This window comes from Kiritimatiellia bacterium, assembly GCA_028715905.1.
In the GTDB taxonomy this organism is placed as follows: domain Bacteria; phylum Verrucomicrobiota; class Kiritimatiellia; order JAAZAB01; family JAAZAB01; genus JAQUQV01.
This window is the reverse complement of the sequence record JAQUQV010000048.1, coordinates 1-17,872: the sequence shown is the minus strand read 5'-3', so window position 1 is coordinate 17,872 and position 17,872 is coordinate 1. Positions and strand designations below refer to the sequence as shown.

20 protein-coding genes are annotated in these 17,872 nt (G+C 56.8%); 2 read left to right on the top strand and 18 right to left on the bottom strand.

Going from position 1 to position 17,872, the window contains the following annotated elements:
* Both atpD and atpC read left to right on the top strand, forming a co-directional pair.
* The coding region (atpD, locus tag PHP98_09240) for a F0F1 ATP synthase subunit beta (protein MDD5483818.1) at positions 1-879 on the top strand (879 nt) is incomplete at its 5' end.
* Entirely contained in the window at positions 876-1,130 is a 255-nt protein-coding gene (atpC, locus tag PHP98_09235; protein MDD5483817.1) for an ATP synthase F1 subunit epsilon, read from the top strand. The genes atpD and atpC, both read left to right, overlap by 4 nt.
* A gap of 77 nt (positions 1,131-1,207) precedes the next feature.
* Here the strand turns inward: atpC and PHP98_09230 are convergent, their stop codons facing one another.
* The 18 genes from PHP98_09230 to PHP98_09145 form a co-directional block, all read right to left on the bottom strand.
* Complete coding sequence (locus tag PHP98_09230; GenBank protein MDD5483816.1) at positions 1,208-2,680, bottom strand: LptF/LptG family permease; 1,473 nt, start codon at positions 2,678-2,680, stop codon at positions 1,208-1,210.
* A 112-nt stretch (positions 2,681-2,792) separates the two neighbouring features.
* Positions 2,793-4,196 carry an adenosylhomocysteinase gene (gene ahcY, locus PHP98_09225; GenBank protein MDD5483815.1) on the bottom strand — a complete coding sequence of 468 codons (1,404 nt, stop codon included), beginning with the start codon at positions 4,194-4,196 and terminating at the stop codon, positions 2,793-2,795.
* A gap of 47 nt (positions 4,197-4,243) precedes the next feature.
* Positions 4,244-5,410: a methionine adenosyltransferase gene (gene metK / locus PHP98_09220; protein ID MDD5483814.1), complete on the bottom strand. Its 1,167-nt coding sequence runs from the start codon at positions 5,408-5,410 to the stop codon at positions 4,244-4,246.
* Between the two features lie 14 nt (positions 5,411-5,424).
* Positions 5,425-7,203 (bottom strand): phosphoenolpyruvate--protein phosphotransferase, encoded by a 1,779-nt coding sequence (gene ptsP / locus PHP98_09215; GenBank protein MDD5483813.1) that lies wholly within the window; start codon positions 7,201-7,203, stop codon positions 5,425-5,427.
* A gap of 32 nt (positions 7,204-7,235) precedes the next feature.
* Positions 7,236-7,532, bottom strand: a complete 297-nt coding sequence (locus PHP98_09210) for an HPr family phosphocarrier protein (GenBank protein MDD5483812.1) — start codon at positions 7,530-7,532, stop codon at positions 7,236-7,238.
* 8 nt (positions 7,533-7,540) lie between these two features.
* Positions 7,541-8,476, bottom strand: coding sequence for an HPr(Ser) kinase/phosphatase (gene hprK, locus PHP98_09205; protein MDD5483811.1), 936 nt, complete (start codon positions 8,474-8,476; stop codon positions 7,541-7,543).
* Positions 8,477-8,488: 12 nt separating this feature from the next.
* Complete coding sequence (gene raiA, locus PHP98_09200) at positions 8,489-8,842, bottom strand: ribosome-associated translation inhibitor RaiA (GenBank protein ID MDD5483810.1); 354 nt, start codon at positions 8,840-8,842, stop codon at positions 8,489-8,491.
* Between the two features lie 46 nt (positions 8,843-8,888).
* Positions 8,889-9,623 carry an LPS export ABC transporter ATP-binding protein gene (gene lptB / locus PHP98_09195; protein ID MDD5483809.1) on the bottom strand — a complete coding sequence of 245 codons (735 nt, stop codon included), beginning with the start codon at positions 9,621-9,623 and terminating at the stop codon, positions 8,889-8,891.
* Positions 9,624-9,630: 7 nt separating this feature from the next.
* Positions 9,631-10,536, bottom strand: a complete 906-nt coding sequence (locus PHP98_09190) for an LptA/OstA family protein (protein ID MDD5483808.1) — start codon at positions 10,534-10,536, stop codon at positions 9,631-9,633.
* Between the two features lie 9 nt (positions 10,537-10,545).
* Positions 10,546-11,364 carry a 3-deoxy-8-phosphooctulonate synthase gene (gene kdsA / locus PHP98_09185; protein MDD5483807.1) on the bottom strand — a complete coding sequence of 273 codons (819 nt, stop codon included), beginning with the start codon at positions 11,362-11,364 and terminating at the stop codon, positions 10,546-10,548.
* Positions 11,365-11,457: 93 nt separating this feature from the next.
* Positions 11,458-12,219 carry a 3-deoxy-manno-octulosonate cytidylyltransferase gene (kdsB, locus tag PHP98_09180; GenBank protein ID MDD5483806.1) on the bottom strand — a complete coding sequence of 254 codons (762 nt, stop codon included), beginning with the start codon at positions 12,217-12,219 and terminating at the stop codon, positions 11,458-11,460.
* Positions 12,216-13,232 carry a PfkB family carbohydrate kinase gene (locus tag PHP98_09175; protein ID MDD5483805.1) on the bottom strand — a complete coding sequence of 339 codons (1,017 nt, stop codon included), beginning with the start codon at positions 13,230-13,232 and terminating at the stop codon, positions 12,216-12,218. Before PHP98_09175 ends, kdsB begins: the two co-directional genes overlap by 4 nt.
* The gene (locus tag PHP98_09170) at positions 13,222-14,088 is read right to left on the bottom strand and encodes a DUF3108 domain-containing protein (GenBank protein ID MDD5483804.1); all 867 of its coding nucleotides are present in this window, start codon (positions 14,086-14,088) and stop codon (positions 13,222-13,224) included. Before PHP98_09170 ends, PHP98_09175 begins: the two co-directional genes overlap by 11 nt.
* A 1-nt stretch (position 14,089) precedes the next feature.
* Complete coding sequence (proC, locus tag PHP98_09165) at positions 14,090-14,920, bottom strand: pyrroline-5-carboxylate reductase (GenBank protein ID MDD5483803.1); 831 nt, start codon at positions 14,918-14,920, stop codon at positions 14,090-14,092.
* A gap of 2 nt (positions 14,921-14,922) precedes the next feature.
* Entirely contained in the window at positions 14,923-15,657 is a 735-nt protein-coding gene (locus PHP98_09160) for a YggS family pyridoxal phosphate-dependent enzyme (protein ID MDD5483802.1), read from the bottom strand.
* Positions 15,644-16,276, bottom strand: a complete 633-nt coding sequence (gene recR / locus PHP98_09155) for a recombination mediator RecR (GenBank protein MDD5483801.1) — start codon at positions 16,274-16,276, stop codon at positions 15,644-15,646. The genes PHP98_09160 and recR overlap by 14 nt, the downstream gene beginning before the upstream one ends.
* Before the next feature lie 38 nt (positions 16,277-16,314).
* Positions 16,315-16,632, bottom strand: coding sequence for a YbaB/EbfC family nucleoid-associated protein (locus tag PHP98_09150; GenBank protein ID MDD5483800.1), 318 nt, complete (start codon positions 16,630-16,632; stop codon positions 16,315-16,317).
* Between the two features lie 143 nt (positions 16,633-16,775).
* Positions 16,776-17,872, bottom strand: a 1,097-nt coding sequence (locus PHP98_09145; protein MDD5483799.1) for a hypothetical protein, incomplete at its 5' end; no start/stop codon positions are given.

The window sequence follows — 17,872 nt, the reverse complement described above, 5'->3', positions numbered from 1 at the left end:
GAGCATGGCGGCATGTCGGTTTTTGCGGGCGTGGGCGAACGCACGCGCGAAGGCAACGATCTCTGGCTGGAAATGAAGGAGTCAAAAGTGCTGGAAAAAGCCATTCTGGTCTACGGACAGATGAATGAGCCGCCGGGGGCGCGGCTGCGCGTGGCGTTGACGGCGTTGACCATGGCCGAACATTTCCGCGACGATTCCGGCCTGGATGTGCTCCTTTTTATTGACAATATTTTCCGTTTCGCCCAGGCTGGCCAGGAAGTTTCAACCCTGCTGGGACGGATTCCCTCGGCCGTCGGTTATCAGCCGACCCTGGCCTCCGAGATCGGAGATCTGGAGGAACGGATAACTTCCACGCGGCGCGGGTCGGTTACATCCGTCCAGGCCATTTACGTGCCGGCGGACGACCTGACCGATCCGGCCCCGGCCACCGTTTTCAGCCATTTGGACGCCACCACCGTTCTTTCCCGCGCGATTTCGGAGCAGGGGCTTTATCCGGCGGTTGATCCGCTGGATTCATCCTCAAAGATATTGAGTCCGGAAGTCGTGGGCGACGAGCATTATCAGGTGGCGCGCAACGTGCAGAAAACGCTCCAGAAATACAAGGAATTGCAGGATATAATCGCCATTCTCGGCGTGGAGGAATTGTCGGACGAGGACAAACTTACGGTGGCCCGCGCCCGCAAAATCCAGCGCTTCTTTTCCCAGCCGTTTTTTGTCACCGAGCAGTTTCTGAACACGCCGGGCAAATACGTCGCGGTCAATGAAACCGTCCGCGGTTTCAAGGAAATTCTGGAAGGCCGGCACGACGCGCTTGCGGAACAGGCGTTTTTCATGGCCGGCACCATTGACGACGTGGTTGCCAAGGCAAAGACATTATGAAATCGTTTCAAACGGAAATTTTGACGCCGCAGAAATCCGTTTTCTCGGGGCAGGTCGCCGGGCTTGTCCTCAGGGGCGCGGAGGGATATTTCGGCATTCTGGCCGGCCATGCGCCGTTGCTTGCGCGGCTCTTGCCCGGTCAAATCAAAATCACCCGCGGCGGCGAAGAAACCGTTTGCCGGGCCGGAGCCGGCTTTGTGCAGGTGGAGAAGGAGCGCGTCAGCATCCTCCTGGATGAGATCAATCTCTGAATACGCTTTTGCGTAGAAGTTTAAATAAAACCGGCGGATCGCCAGCCGGGAAAGTTTTGGATGGCGGCGCTGCCGCCTTAGCTTGAACGCTTAATGAGATAAGCGCCCAGCGCCAGCGAGAGAACAAAGGGAATCCAGACGATAAGATGGGGATAAAATTCGGGACGGTTGACCAGCGAATCCGCAATAATGATGAAAAAATAAAAAATAAAGACAAGCGCCATGGCAACCGCGATGCCGATTGATGATTCTTTGCGGTGAATTTTGATTCCCAGCGAAGCTCCGAGCAAAACAAAGGCAAAACACGAACAAGAAAGCGTCAGCCGCGTGCTGGCTTCAACCAGCAGCGAGGTGCGGAATTCGGGCCAGTTTCCGCGCGGTATTTCAAATGACGCGTTTTTTACAATCTGTCCGGAAAACACGTCTTCCAGCAGCATCCGGTTAATTCCTTCCGCCGCATCGCCCGGCTTGAAATTGCGCAGGGCCTCAAGCGTCCTCTCGTTCAGGTTTGCGCGCCGGAAATGCTCGGGCGAGTAAATGCAACCCTCGCCGATAATCCGGTTGAATTCGGCGGCCAGAACGCGGGCGGCGTTTCTTTTCTGGACAGATGAGCCGTCGTAAGTTTCCATGGCCGCCAGGGAAGCGTCGGAAAACAGAATCTGGATATACGCGACCGCATCGTTGCGGGAATCATTGAACATGGCAATTATCCGGCCGGGGTCAAGAAAGTCGTCCGGCGCAAAACGGACCGACCGGCGCAGGGCGTTTATGATTTCGGAAAAAGTCATGTCCGCCCGCTTCTTCCAGACGATGTCGCGGTTGATGATTTCATGCGCGTCAATCGTCATGGGATATTCTTCGGCGTTAAGGTAACGGGTCAAGGCGAGGTTTTCCGGGTGCTGTTCGTCCGGTTGCTCAATGCGGACGCGGAAAAGATTTACCTGGATTTTTCCCGGCTCGCTGGCGGAGGCCGTTATCGTGCCCGAGACGGCGCGGATTGTTCGTTTTAATCCGCTCGCTTCAATCTGGTGAATGACAATATCCTTGAGCAGTTTGTCGTGTTTTTTGCCGATATAAATGGTCAGGCCGGGAAAATCGCGGATAAACCGGCCTTCATCCAGAAGGCTGACCGGCGTTTCAATCCCGAGCTGGCTTAAAACTTTGCGGCGGGCGTAATGACTGTCCGGCGCGACGTTGCAGTTGATGTAAACGCATATTGCGCAAAATATCAGCGCGATCAGCAGCGGCGTCCGGACTATTGTCCAGAGGCTGATGCCGCAGGCGCGCATGGCCACGATCTCACGGTCGCTGGAGAGGCGGTTGAATTGCAGGAAGACCGCCGCCAGCACGCTCATGGGAATCGCGAAAATCAGCGAAAAAGGAATGCCATAGGAAAACACCTTGAGAATCAGGATGCCGGATACGCCGCGCGAAAAAAGATCAATAACCTTGAAAATATTGGCGATGGCCATGACGAACATAAATACCAGGAGACTGATGCCGAATGTCATCAGGAAACCGCGGGCGATATAGGCGGAAAGAATGCGCATGATTATTCAGTAGCCAGAAGACAGTATTCAGAATAAAATCAGTCTCAAATAATGATTATATTGTTATTCAATTCCAGTGTCTTATTCTGACTACTGAATTCTGACTTCTGCTTTAGTACCGGTAATGCTCCGGCTTGAACGGGCCGTTTGTTTTGACGCCCAGATATGCGGCCTGACGCGGCGTCAGCTTTTCCAGGCGCACGCCGATTTTGTCAAGGTGCAGACGGGCGACTTCCTCGTCAAGGATTTTCGGCAGGACATGAACGCCGGTTTGGTATTGATCGCGCCGGGCGTAGAGCTCAATCTGGGCCAGCACCTGGTTGGTAAAGCTGTTTGACATGACAAAGCTCGGGTGCCCCGTCGCGCAGCCCAGGTTGACCAGGCGTCCTTCCGCCAGAACGACAATGCTGCGCCCGGAGGGGAAAGTAACTTTGTCAACTTGCGGCTTGATGGGTTCCCATTTATAACGCCGGATGTTTTCTATTTCAATTTCCGCGTCAAAATGACCGATATTGCAGACCACCGCCATATGCTTCATGCGCCGCATGTGGCGCGCGGTCAGCACGTTGCAGCAGCCGGTGGCCGTGATAAATATGTCTCCGATGGGAATCGCATCGTCCATCAGCATGACCTCGTATCCCTCCATGGCGGCCTGCAGGGCGCAGATCGGGTCAATTTCGGTTACAATCACCCTCACGCCCTGCCCGCGGAGCGACTGGCAACACCCTTTGCCGACATCGCCGTAACCGGCCACTACCGCCACTTTGCCGGCCATCATCAGGTCGGTGGCGCGCATAATGCCGTCAATCAGCGAGTGGCGGCATCCGTAAAGGTTGTCAAACTTGGACTTGGTAACCGAATCGTTCACGTTAAAGGCCGGAAAAAGCAGGGTGCCGGCGCCGGCCATCTGGTAAAGCCGGTGCACGCCAGTTGTTGTTTCTTCGGAAACGCCCTTGATGGCTTTTGTTATCCGGTGGAAACGCCCCGGGTCTTTCCGGAGCGATTTTTTCAATTGTTTCAGAAGCGCTCTCTCGTCCTCGCTGGTTGCCGCCCGGTCCAGTATACGCCGGTTTTCTTCAGCCTGGTATCCCAGGTGGACGAAGAGGGTCGCGTCGCCCCCGTCATCCAGGAGGGAGGTCGGGCCCAGGCCTTTTCCCCAGTCCAGCGTTCGGTCAAGATATTCCCAGTATTCCGCGAGAGGCTCGCCCTTGTAGGCGAAAACCGGCGTGCCGGCCGCCGCGACGGCCGCCGCGGCGTGATCCTGCGTTGAAAAAACATTGCAGCTTGCCCAGCGCACGCGCGCGCCGAGGGCTTGCAGCGTTTCAATCAGCACGGCGGTCTGAATCGTCATGTGCAGCGAACCGGCGATGCGGGCGTTGCGCAACGGTTTTGACCGGCCGTGCTTTTTGCGCAGGGCCATCAGTCCCGGCATTTCAACTTCCGCCCATTTTATTTCCTTGCGCCCCCAATCCGCCAGGCGGATGTCGGCAATGATATAATCGTTTTTCTTGTTCATAATTATGGTCCTTTTCCGTAAATGCGCCGCATGTCTATCCGGACGGTCTAAAGCGCCGCTTTCAGCGCTCCGGCTTTATCGGTCTTTTCCCAGGTGAAAACCGCGAGATCACTGGCGCGCCCGAAATGTCCATAAGCCGCGGTTTTGGAATAGATCGGCCGCAGCAGATTCAGGTGCTTGATGATCTCGGCCGGTTTGAGCCCGAACACGCGGCGGACGGCCTTTTCAATTCTGCTTTCCGGCACCGAGCTTGTGCCGAAAGTTTCCACCAGAACCGAGACCGGCTCCGGGAAGCCGATGGCATAGGCCAGTTGAATTTCGCAACGCCGCGCCAGCCGCGCGGCAATGATATTTTTGGCGATATAGCGCGCCATATAGGCGGCGCTGCGGTCAACTTTTGAGGGGTCCTTGCCGGAAAATGCGCCGCCGCCGTGTCTGCCCATGCCGCCGTAGGTGTCGGCAATAATTTTTCGCCCGGTAAGGCCTGTGTCGCCGTGCGGGCCGCCGATCACGAATCGGCCGGTGGGATTGATCAGGTAGCGGGTTTTGCCGGTCAGAAATTTTGCCGGAATTTCCTTCTTGATTATTTTCTCAATGATCGCCTCGCATAACTTCTTATGGCTCACTTCCGGGTTGTGCTGGGCGGCGACGACGACCGTATCCACCCGGACCGGACGGTTGTTTTCATAAACAACCGTCACCTGCGATTTGCCGTCCGGCCGGAGGAAAGGCAGCCGGCCGCTGCGCCGCGCGCGGGTCAGGGCGAGCGTCAGGCGGTGGGCGAACATGATCGGCATGGGCATCATTTCCGGCGTTTCATCGCAGGCATAGCCGAACATCATGCCCTGATCGCCCGCGCCCTGTTCCTTGAACATGCTTTCGCCTACGGTCACGCCCCGCGAAATATCGGGCGACTGGCGGTTGACGGAAACGAGGACGGCGCATGAGTTCGCGTCAAAACCGAAGGCGGGGTCAACGTAACCGATCTGTTTGATGGCTGTCCTGGCGACATCGGCATAATTAACAGCGGCTTTGCTGGTGATTTCGCCGGCGATGATCACCATGCCGGTGGCCACCATGGTTTCGCACGCCACCCGGCTGTGTTTATCCTGTGCCAGGCTGGCGTCCAGCACGCCGTCGGAAATGGCGTCGGCAATCTTGTCGGGATGTCCCTCGGTAACAGATTCGGATGTGAACAAATATGAATCTTTCATTTTTTTCCTTTCTTTTAATGTGCCAGCTCAAGAATTTCCGGCGCGATTTTTTTTGCCAGGTTGCGGAATGTGTTTTCCATATCGGTTTCCCGGCGCGAGTTCAGTGATAATTCGGCGATTTTACGGCAGGCGTTGTAGCTTACCGAGCGGATGGCGTCCTTGACAATCAGCAGGGAGGAAGGCGTCACGCTCAATTCGTCAACCCCCAGTCCCAGCAGGAGGGGAACCAGCAGGGGGTCGCTGGCCATGCCGCCGCAGACGCCGGTCCAGATTCCATAATGATGGCTGGCGTCAATCGTGTGTTTCATCAGCCGGATGATGGCCAGGTGGGTTGGTTCATAGAGGTAGGCGACCCTTTCATTCCCGCGGTCAATGGCCAGCGTGTATTGAATCAGATCGTTTGTCCCTAGGCTGAAAAAACGCACATGCGGCGCGAGGGCGTCGGCCGCCACGGCAGCGGAAGGCACTTCAATCATGGCCCCGACTTCAATGCGGGGATTGAGCGGCAGGCCGCGGTCCATAAGCTCTTTTTTGGATTGATTGAATATGACGTTTGCCCGGACGAGTTCGTCAAGATTGCTGATCATGGGGTACATGATCTTTATATTCCCATAAATGCTGGCGCGCAGAATGGCCCGCATCTGGGTCCGGAACAAATCCGGCTGGGCCAGGCAGAAACGGATTGCGCGCCAGCCCATAAAAGGGTTTGATTCCTTCCATGAGTTGTCCATATCCGGCAGGAACTTGTCGCCGCCGATATCCAGAGTGCGGATGATCACCGGGGAAGGCGCCAGGCGCTTGGCCACTTCGCGGTAGGCTTCATATTGTTCGTCTTCAGACGGGGCTTTGTTCTGTTCCATGTAAAAATATTCGGTCCGGAATAATCCCACCCCTTCGGCGCCGCTCTCCAATACGGCCTCCACGTCCTGGGGGCCCTCGATGTTGGCCGAAAGCATTACCCGGTATCCGTCGGTCGTTTCGGCCGGAAGCGTTTTGATTTTTGCCAGCCGGCTGACGATGCCCCTGCGGACTTCCGCCTGATGAAAGGCCTGCTCGCGTCTTTCCTTGGAGGGATTGACCACCACGATCCCTTTGCTCTCGTCAATGAGAATGGTGTCGCCGGCGCGGACAGCGCGGCTGATGTCATGCAGGCTGACCACCGCGGGAATACCGCGTTTCGCCGCCAGGATTGCGGTATGGGCCGTCGGACTGCCCAGATCAAGGGCGATGCCCGCAGCGATTTCCTTGTCAAGCGACACGATTTCGGAAGGCGTCAAATCATTGGCGACGACGATAATTCCCTTTTCATTGAGGTCGGCGAGCGAACCTTTATGGCCGGCCAGGTTGAGGAAAACGCGCCGGGTCACATCCTGAACGTCGGCGGCGCGCTCGCGCACGTAATTATCGTTGACCTTATGCAGGCTCTGGATAAATCCGCGCGCGACATCATACAGCACGGCCTCCACGTTTTTGCGCTGGTTTTCAATCCCCGCAAAGACTTTTTCAATAAAAGGGCGGTCGTCCAGGATCAGCAGGTGGGCGTCAAAAATGCTGCCGACTTCGGGATCGCATTGTTTCTGGAATTCCTTTATCTGGCGGCGGGTGGCGATCAGCGCCGCTTCAAAACGGGCGATTTCCTTCGGAATATCCTCCGGGGCGATGGCGTGTTCAACCAGGTTTTCCTCGTGGCCGGGTTTCAGGAAAACACGTCCGTACGCGACCCCCGACGAAACGCCGATTCCCTTTAAAACGATTTCCTTTTCGGAATCAGGTTTTTTTACCGTGGCTTGCATCGTAAAATTCCGGTGCGCTCAAGGAGGATGGGTTATTCTTCGTAAAACTTGTGCTCAACCAGTTTCTGCAATTCATCCAGCGCCTGATCGGCGTCAACTCCCTCGGCGGTTATTTTGATCTTTGTGCCGCAGCTCGCTTCCATCGTCATCAGCCCCATAATGCTCTTGCCGGACACCCGGACGTTATCCTTTTCAACCGTAACCTCGGCCTCGTATTTTGAGGCGGTTTTGACGAACATCGCCGCCGGCCGGGCATGAATGCCGTATTGATTCAGGATGGCCATCTCGCGGCTGCTGGCCGATGTTTTTTTATGGACATTGTCGGACATAATTTTTCTCAATGGTCGGCCTGTTGGGTTAAGACCGCCTTGATTTTATCGTCAAGTTCTTTGGCGGCGTCGTGGCCGAGTTTTTTTAATTTTGCGTTCAAGGCGGCAACTTCAATGAGGCTGGCCAGATCGCGGCCCGGCGCCACGGGGATGACAATGTTGGGAATGGCAACGCCCAGGATATCGCGCCGCTGTCCGGAACTTTCCAGGCTTTCGCCGGTAAACTGCTCAGCCCGTTTCAGGGTAATAATCAAGTCAAGATTTTTTTCGTTTTGCACTGAGGCGACTCCGAAAAGACTGGGGATATGAATGATGCCCAGTCCTCGGATGTCCATGTGATAACGCGTGATCGGGACGGAAGACGCCGTCACGGTGCGCGGGTCAAGCCGGCGCAGCATGGTAAGATCATCCGCGATGAGGCTGTGGCCCCTGATGACCAGCACCAAGGCCGCCTCGCTTTTCCCGATGCCGGGCTTGCCCTCAATCATCACGCCAATGCCCATAATGTCAACCACCGTTCCCTGCATGGTCAGGGTCGGCGCCATCTGGCTTTCCATGATCAGGGTGGCCGCATTGATGAATTTGCCCGTTATCATGGGCGTGCGCAATATGGCGATCTTGAAGCGGCGCGCCATGTCAAGAAATTCCGGCTGAATTTTCCGGTTGCGGCAGATTACCACGCACGGAATGTGCCGTTCAAAAAAACGCTGGAGGCTCATCCTGCGGGCCTGCGCCGGCATGGCGGCCAGATATTCCATTTCGGCCATGCCCAGCACCTGAATGCGCCGGAAGGCAAAATGCGCAAAGAATCCCGCCAGCGCCAGGCCGGGCCGATGGATCGGAGACTCGTGAATGATCCGGGTGAGGCCGATTTCCCCGGTTACCACCTCGAGCGGTATCTTTTCCTTTGCCTTGTCGATAAAATCTTTTACGGTTGCGGGCATGCAAGGTTTCTCTTATTTGTTTTCTTCATTCAGCGAGCTTTCCAAATCGGTCAGCCGGACGCGGTGTTGGGCGGTTTTATGGTCCACAACTTTTTCCCGCGCGCGCCGCAGTTGCCGGTCAAGCTTGTCGGCCACCCGGTCAATTGAGGCATACATGTCCTCGGACTCGTCTGTGGCTTCAATTTTCTGGTGCCGTTTTGCCTGCACGACGACCTCAATGATATGCCGGAACTTCTGGATGTCAAGAATCACATGCGCGTGCTCAACCTGCGGATAAGCGTTTAAGACGGCGTTTAATTTTTCGTGGACGTGCGCTTTCATCGCGTCGGAAATATCAGCGTGGCGGGCGGTAACGTTAATAACCATTTTTTTGTTTCCTTCCTGTAGGGTTGGCGCGCCGGCGCGCGCGGTTTTACATGCAAAATTGCGGCCCAAGATAAAGCTCCCGGCTCAGGGGATCCTCAATCAAAAACGTGCTGGTGCCTTCGCGCAGCACCTTTCCCTCGCAGATCAGGTAGGCCCGGTCAACAATACTCAGGGTTTCCCTGACGTTATGGTCGGTGATCAGAATGCCCAGGCCTTTTTTCTTCAAGTCCCTGATGATCCCCTGGACGTCCTCCACGGCCAGCGGATCAACGCCGCTGAAGGGCTCATCCAGCAGCAAGGCGCGGGGGTTTGTAACCAGCGCGCGCGTTATTTCCACCCGCCGCCGCTCGCCGCCGCTGAGGGTGTAAGCCTTTTGTTTCGCCAGGGGGGCGATGTTCAGCTCGCCCAGCAGTTCAGCGAGTTTTTTTTCGCGCTGCGCGGCGGAGAGGGGGAGGGTCTCCAGGATGGCCATGACGTTGTCGGCGACGCTCAGCTTGCGGAAAACCGAAGGCTCCTGCGAGAGATACCCCAGCCCATGGCGCGCGCGCGCGTGCATCGCCATGCGGGTTACATCGCGCCGGTTAAAGAAAACCCGGCCCTGGTTCGGGCTGATCAGGCCGACAATCATATAAAAAGTGGTTGTCTTGCCGGCGCCGTTGGGGCCGAGTAAGCCGACCACCTCGCCCGGGTGCACCTTGATGCTGACGCCGTTTACGACCCGGCGCCGATGATAGGTTTTGACCAGGTCTTCGGTTAAGATGACGGGCGCGTTGAGAGTCATTGAGTCCTCAATTGTTTTTGAACGGTCCGGCGGCGTCCTGTTCCGAGTGAATTATCAAGTGCGCCTGCGGCTCGCACAGAATCCTGTTGGAATCCCGCCAGAGCACAATGGTGTCGGCCGCCAGATAGTCCTTTTGCCGGTTGACGCACGGATTGCCCGCTAAAGTGACTTTGCCTTCCGCGATCGCGTACGACGCTTTCCGGGCGACAGCCTTGATTGTGTCTCTGGTTATGACCACGTTTCCCTCTGCTTCAATTAATTCCACCTTCTTATCATTTGAAAACGAAACCGTCAAACGATCTGATTCTATTTTCAAGTCAGGGTCGGCAACGACCACTTTGCCTTCAAAGACGGCGGTTGATTTTTTCTGGTCAAAAGCAAGGCGTTTTGCGGTTATGACGGTGTTGTTGGTGTCCGCTTCCGGAATGTTGAAATCTTCGCCGGCTTCCAAGCTCAAATACGGCTGCGGCTGTTTTTTCTGCAGAATGACCCGGCTGTTGTTTTTGATGCGGACTAATTTATCCTTCTCGTTCCAGTCAAATCCCTGCCCGCTGATGATTATTTCGGCCCGGGTCACCCGGACATCGGAAGTGGAGACCGCCGTCTGTTTTTCCCGGTCATAGACACAGGATGGAGTGGCGACGCGCATCACCGTCTTGCCCTCTTCATAAAAAGTCATCCGCAGGTTTCCGATTTGAATGAGATTGTCGGGTAAAATGCGCGCCGTATCGCCGGATAATTCCATTTTCAACTGCCCCTGTTCATCGTAAGCGGGATAGCGGAAGCCCTTGATGGTCTGGCCGAGCAAATCATCGGCGCGCGCGGCCGCGGGTATCACAAGAAAACAGCAAAGAAATATGTTGACGATGCGGCTCATCGGCGCAGATATGTGTTCGTTGGTCGCTTTCCGCATTTTTTCTCCTCAACCGGCGGCCGCGGTGATTTTTTTGAGCGTGCGCCAGAGCATGCGCAGCCGCGCCATGGGGATCATCACCGCCTTGTCGGAAAGCGCCCTGGCCGGCGCGGGATGCGTTTCCACGAATATGGCGTCGCAACCGGCCGCCGCCGCCGCGCGCGCCAGGCAGACGGCCATCCGCCAGTCGCCCCCGCTCTCATGTCCGGCCGCCCCCGGCATCTGGGCGCAATGCGTTGCGTCAAAGACAATCGGGCATCCCAGGCCGCGCATGATGACCAGGCTGCGCATGTCGGCCACCAGATTGTTATAGCCGAATGACACGCCCCTTTCCGTGATCAAAATGTTTTTATTGCCGGTGATTTTCAGCTTGGCTATGATATGCCGGATGTCCCAGGGCGCCAGGAATTGCCCTTTCTTTATGTTTATGGGCTTGCCGCTGTTGCCCAGCGCCAGGATAAGGTCGGTCTGCCGGCATAAGAAAGCCGGACATTGCAGGATATCCGCGGCCTTCGCCGCCAGCGGCACCTCGTTTTCATTATGGACATCAGTTAAGACCGGCAAACCGTATCGTTCCTTTACCTCGCGCAAAATATCCAGACCGCGCGCCAGGCCCGGGCCGCGGTATGACTGGTGCGAAGTCCGGTTGGCTTTGTCGTAGGAAGCCTTGAAAATCAGCGGTATTTTCTCCTCGTCCGCGAGCGTTTTCAGCCGTCCGGCCATTTGCAGGCAGTGTTTCCGGCCTTCAATCACGCAGGGCCCGGCGATCAAAACGAGCGGATGTCCTTTCCCGATAGTTACCCTGCCGGTTTTTACCGCATGCGCCATTTTGTTTGCCTCCGATTTTGTGCTGCGCCGTTCCTGAAGAAAGCGGCGCGTCTCGTTATCATCCAATCCTTTTCGCGTTTTGCAAGGCACGCTTCAGACCGTCCGCCGCGCGCTCTTCAACTCTGCCTCGGCCGCCGCAATGTCGGCCGGCGTATCCACTCCGACGCTGCCGCGCCTGGTCCGGACAATCTTGATGCGGCCGCCGATGTGCAATGCCCGCAGTTGTTCAAGCGATTCGGCCAGTTCCAATTTACAGGGCGGCTCGGCGACGAATCTTGCCAGAAATTTTTTGCGATACAAATATATTCCGATGTGGCGCCAGAACAGTTTTTCCGGCGGCGCGCCGGTTTTATCGCGGATAAAAGGAATGGGAAAGCGCGAAAAATAGAGGGCCTGGCCTTCCGCGTTGAAAACAACCTTGCAGAGCGAGGGATTGACGGCTGCGGGCAGGGGATTGATCGGCGCGGCGGCCGTGGCCATGTCCCATTTTTTTTCAGCCAGCATGACGCCGACCAGCTCGTCAATAAGGGCCGGCGCAATCGTCGGCTCGTCGCCCTGGATATTTGCAATCACTTCCGCGGGGTATTTTGCGGCGGCCTCGGCAACCCGGTCGGTGCCGGATTGGTGATCGGGACGTGTCATGACCGCCTCAACCCCGCACTTTTCGGCCGCCGCCGCGATCCGCCGGTCGTCGGTGGCCACAATCACTTTTTCAAGCCGTCTGGCCGTTTGGGCCTTCTCAATCACCCACTGAATAAGCGGCTTGCCGCGGATCAGCGCCAGGCTTTTGCCCGGGAAACGGGTTGACTCCCAGCGCGCGGGAATTATGCCGATGGCCTTGAAATGTTTTTTCATGAATGGCGCAAATTTTTTATGAAGCCCATCAATTCTCCGCCGGAGCAGGTTGCCGTTCCAAATTTGCCCACCACTACGCCCGCCGCGCAGTTTGCCAGCTCGGCTGCGTCGCGGCAGTCTGCGCCGGCGTTCAGGGCAAGCAGCAGCGCGGCGATAACGCTGTCGCCGGCTCCGCTGATGTCAAAAACCTCGCGGGCGGCGGTGGGCACATGGAAGGGCGGCTTTCCCCGCGGCACAACCAGCATGCCCTGCGCGCCGAGGGTAATCACGAGTATTCCGGCGCCCCATTTTTTCTTGAGGATTCCGACGGCCCGCAGAAGCGCGGAATCTTTCAGCGGGTTTTCGGCCGGCTCCGTTTCCGGCATTCCCGCCAGGATGAACGCTTCCTTGCGGTTGGGTTTAATGACGGCAATGTCTTTCAGAACCAGATCGCGGTTTGACTTGGGATCAAGGGCCGCCGGGATTTTCCGGCGGCGCGCCGCGTCTAAAACCGCATTAACGAGGCGTTGGCAGATGATCCCGCGGGAATAATCTTCCAGAATGACCCCGGAACATTTGGCGGTGGCGGCAACGGCCATGCGCTCTAATTTCTCAAGCGTCTCCGCCCGCGGCGGATGATTCCCGTCCCAATCAACGCGCACCACCTGCTGATGCCCGGCGATAACGCGCATTTTGACCGTCGTGGGGGCGTTTCCGGATACAACAACGTTTTCCGTGTTAATTCCGCTTTCCTGCATGACTTTCAGCAGTTGGCGGCCGTCATAATCGTTGCCTATGGCGCCGCAGATAAGGGCCTGCGCCCCCAAAGTCTTTACATTTCGCGCCACATTGGCCGCCCCCCCCGGTATGCCGCGCTCATCGCGCACACGCACCACCGGCACGGGCGCCTCCGGCGAAAGACGATGGGCGGTTCCGTAAAGATACCGATCCAGCATCAGGTCGCCCAGCACAAGGATTTTCTGCCGGCGGAATCTTGCCGTCAGTGTTTTTGCCCTTTGAAGACTAATCCGCATGTTGCGTTCCTCCGCTTTTTCGTCCTCCGGCGGCGGATGCCCGGCCGTTTTTGACCCAGGAGTCGTTTCCCGGGCCTTCCACCTTGTCCAGCAGCAGCTTGACGGACCCGATGATGGGCGCCTTGGCGACGGCCTTCGCGCAGAGGCAGCGCGCATCGCGCGAAATCCAGACCTGCAAGGTGCCGGTGCGCACAAACAACCCCTGGAATTTCGCCTCGGGCTCAATGTAAAGGCATTTCGCGGGGCCGAATTTTGAAAGGTTTAATTGCACGATGTTTTTGGTGTGGACGAAAAGGTCGTAAAGTTTTTCATCGGCCATCACCCGGTAATGATAGTTTGTGTTCGGCGCGAACTTCTGCGAGCGCATGAAGTACATGAAGCTCATCAGGTCGCGCGTATCGTCTTCAATCGCGAAATCTTTCGTGTCGTTTTTCACAAGGTGTTTCCAATGGGCAATGCGGTCATTGTGGTTGAACAAGGTAACTTCATTCAGGCGGTAACGGCCCTCGCTTAAGCGCTTCGTGAAGCGCAGCGGCTTGAAGGTAACCGGATCAACCACGCTCTCAATAAAATCGTCCACGGGATAGATAGTGTCCAGGAGCGCGTAACTTTTGGTGACAACCTGGATGGCCAATAAAATCCGTTTTTCCTCGCCATCCTCTTCTTCAAACAGGTGGTTGGTCACCTTTGTTTCCGCCACCGGGAAAATACCCCAATAAACCTTGTAAGTCAACCGCTCTCCAACCGGGAACCAGAGCTCCGGCCGGTCGCTCTTTTCTTCGCGCGCCGCGCCGAGCTGCGCAATCAAAAGGGCGACGATGAGGAAGCGGTATTTTGCGCGGGTTGATGCGGCCATTTTATGACAACTCCTGTGCGCGCCGATGGGCCGCCTTGACCGCGGCGATAATGGTCCGCCGCGTCCCGGCTCTGTCAAGGATTTTTACGGCGGCGGCGGTGGTTCCCCCGCGCGAGGTAACCCGCCGGCGCAGTTCCTCCGCCGGCAGGCCGGTTTTCACCTGCAGACATGCCGTTCCGCCGACCGTCGCAATGGTCAGGAGACGCGCCGCGCCGTCCGGCAGGCCCATTTGGCGTCCGGCTTCCAGGAGAGCCTCTATCAAATAAAGCGTGTAGGCGGGCCCCGAACCGCTCAAGGCGGTAGCGGCGTTCATCAGCGGCTCGTCAAGCCGGACCGCAACCCCGATTGAATTCAGAATCCTCGCGGCCAGCTTTTCATCGCGGGCGGTTGCCGCCCGTCCACGACAGTAAGCGCTGGCGCCAGTTCCGGCCAGGGCCGGCGTATTGGGCACCACCCGGATGATTCGCGGCGGCATCGCGAGGGCGTCCGCGATCTTTTTCACGGAAAAACCGGTTACAATGCTGATCAACAGGGGGTTGCCTTGCAGATTTCCCCGGAGATCGTCCAGGACCTGCGGCGCTTGCTGTGGTTTGACGGCCAGCACAATGATTTCAGCCGTCGCCGCCGCTTTTTTGTTGTCGGCAAGCCCCTTGATTCCGAGTTTGCGGCGGAAAAACGCCAGGCGGCTTTTGTCAATGTCGGCCGCCAGCATGTCGCCGGGACGATAGATGTTGCTTGCGAGAATGCCGCGCGCCATGGCTTCGGCCATGTTGCCCGCGCCGATGAAAACTATTTTTGTCGGCGACTTGCGGCTTGTTATTTCTGATTTCATTTTCATTCTGCTCCTTCAATCTTTCCGGCGGTCTGATTGTTTTTCCGTTGTCCGAAAAGGATGGTTCCAAGGCGGACGATGGTCGCGCCTTCTTCAACCGCAATTTCAAAATCGTGCGACATTCCCATGGAAAGCTCATCCAGCGCGAAGCCGGTCTGATCCCGCCACTGGTCCCGCAATGTCCGCAGTTTTTTGAAAAATGGCCTGACAAGTTCCGGATCCTTGACCGCGGGCGGGATGGTCATTAATCCTTTTATTTCCACGCGCTTGAGGCGTTCGGCAAAAAGCAGCGTTTCCGGCACCATTTCCGGCGCGAACCCGAATTTGGCGCCTTCGCCGGACACGTTGACTTCAAGGCAGACGGGAATCTGGCGGCCGGCCGCCTCAGCCGCGTCCTCAACGGCCGCCAGCAGTTTTTGCGAATCAACCGAATGGATCATCCGGAATAAACTGACCGCAACCCGGACCTTGTTGCTTTGCAAGTGCCCGATCAGATGCCATTCCAGTTGTCCGGGACACAGGGGGATTTTCTGCGAGGCTTCCTGGATGCGGTTTTCACCGAACATGACCAGGCCGCATTCCGCGGCCTGGCGGATGCTTTCCGGGGGCTGGGCCTTTGAGGCGGCCAGCAAGCGCACCGCGTCCGGGGCGCGGCCGTCCTTTTCGGATGCCGCGGCAATCCTTGTTCTGACCATATTTAAACGTTCCGCAAAGGACGCAAAGTTATTTTTTATCATGGCTCGTTTGGCCCGCGTGAAGAATCTGCCGGTTTTCAATGGCATTGTTCAGGGTCAGGCGGTCAATATAGGCTATTCCGCTGCCGGCCGGCACACCCATGGCCGGACGCGAGACGCGGATGTGTTTGTCTTGCAGCAAATCGCCGATCATAGCGGCGGTGGCGTCGCTTTCAACGTCGGAATTGAGCGCCAGGATGACTTCCTGAATTTGCTCCTCCGCGATCCGCCGGCGCAAAACATCAATTTTAAGATGATCGGGGCCTTTGCCGCGCATCGGCGAAACTTTTCCTCCCAGCACATGGTAGCGGCCGGCAAATGAGCCGGATTTTTCCACGAGCAGCAGGTCCATGGCCGTTTCCACCACGCATAAAACGGAGGAGTCCCGCGTTTCGTTCGTGCAGAAGAAGCAGGGGTTCTCTTCTATGACGGTTATTCCGCCGCACCGCGAACACACAATTGTTTTTTGCGCAACCTCCTGCATGGCCGCCGCCAGTTCCGGCAGGAGGTTGTCGTGGCGCGCGGCGAGTTCAAAAGCCATGCGCTCGGCCGAGCGTCTTCCGGTCCCGGGTAACTTTGCAAGGCAGGCAATCAGACGATCCATGGACGCAATCGTTTTCATTTTCCGATCTTTAGCTTCCGTCTGTTTTCTTGCCTTTCTTACAGGCCGGGGATATTGGGCAGGCCCATGTCGGCCACCAGCCCCTTCATGTGTTCGGCGCTCATTTCTTTCGCCTTTTCAAGGGCATTGTTGACCGCTTCCAGCACCATCCGCTCAAGTTCGCCGGCCCGCCTGGCGTCAATGACGGCCGGGTCAATCTTTATGCTTACGATGGAAGCGTCGCCGGCGACCGTCACGCGCACCTTGCCGCCGGCGCTGGCGGCCTCCACCGTTTTCTGTCTTAATTCGTTTTGAATCTTTTTGAGGTTTTTCTGAGCCAGGACGGCGTCTTTCATCATTTTAAACATGTTGGTCATATTTTCCTCCGGTTCAAATCATGGCAATGGAAAACACATTTATCCGCCGCAGCATATCCGTCTTATGCGGAAAAATCATCGTGCGCCAGTTTCCCTTAATGGCAAAAGCGCCGCTTCGCTGCAAACAAGAAATTATAACGGCTTTATTCACGGACTTCAACAATTCTTCCGTCAAACAGGTCAAGAATCTTGCTGACGGCCTCATCCTTCAACCATTTGTGCGGTGAAGACGACGGCCTGTCTTCTTTTTTTTCGGAAGCTTCCGCCGGATTTTTTTTTGCGGCTTTTTCCGGGCAATTGTCCGCCGGCGGCATTGCTTCCGGCGTGTTTTTTCCGGGCTGCCGGGTATGATTCACGGTGAAATCCACCGCCACCGGCCGGCGCAGGGAAACGCTCAAGGCTTTCTGCAAAGCCGCGCGGCTGCGCGGCAGGCCGGCTTGTTCTGCCCGCTCTGCAAATTCCGGCTCAAAAGCGATGGTTACTTTTTCAGCATCCACCGCCACCGGCCTGGCGTCCACGAGGTTGGCTTTGGCGAGCGGAGCGGCCCGGCCGGTCCGTTCCACGATTGTGCGCCAATCCCGGACGAGCAATTCAAGCTCGCCGCCGGCGTGGGTGGCCGGCGCGACGGAGCGGGCAGGGGGTGTTTCGCGGGCTTGATTATCCGGGGATATTTCCGTCTCATTTTCCGCTTTGCCGTCCTTCACGCTCTGTTCTCTGACCTCTGTCTTCTGATCTCTGCCTTCTGCCTTCTGCCTTCTGCCTTCTGCCTTCTGATCTCTGCCTTCTGCCTTCTGCCTTCTGCCTTCTTCTTCCTGCCTCCCCTCCATCCCGGATGACAACTCTTTCAACTTGGCCGCGATCTGATCCAGCGACACGGTGGTCGCCGCCCGGGCACAGCGCAAGAGGGCAACTTCAAGAAGCGTTTTTTTGGAGAGCGCAAATCGCAGCCGGTCAATCGTTTCCGTCAAAACGTCTATGATGCGGAACAGGCGTTCGGCGTCAACCAGGGCGGCCTCGGCTTTGAGATTTTCCAGTTGGGGTTCGGTAATGTCCATCTCATCCCCGGCCGCGCCGGTTTCAAGATAAATGAGCAGGTTGCGGCAATGGTCCATCAATTCCAGCGCCAGCCGGTGCATGTCTTTTCCCTGGCGGTCCATCCGCTCAACCGCGCTGATGAGAACGGCGATATCGCCTTTGAATACGGCCATGGTCAGTTCTTCCAGCGCCTTGCGGGGCATCA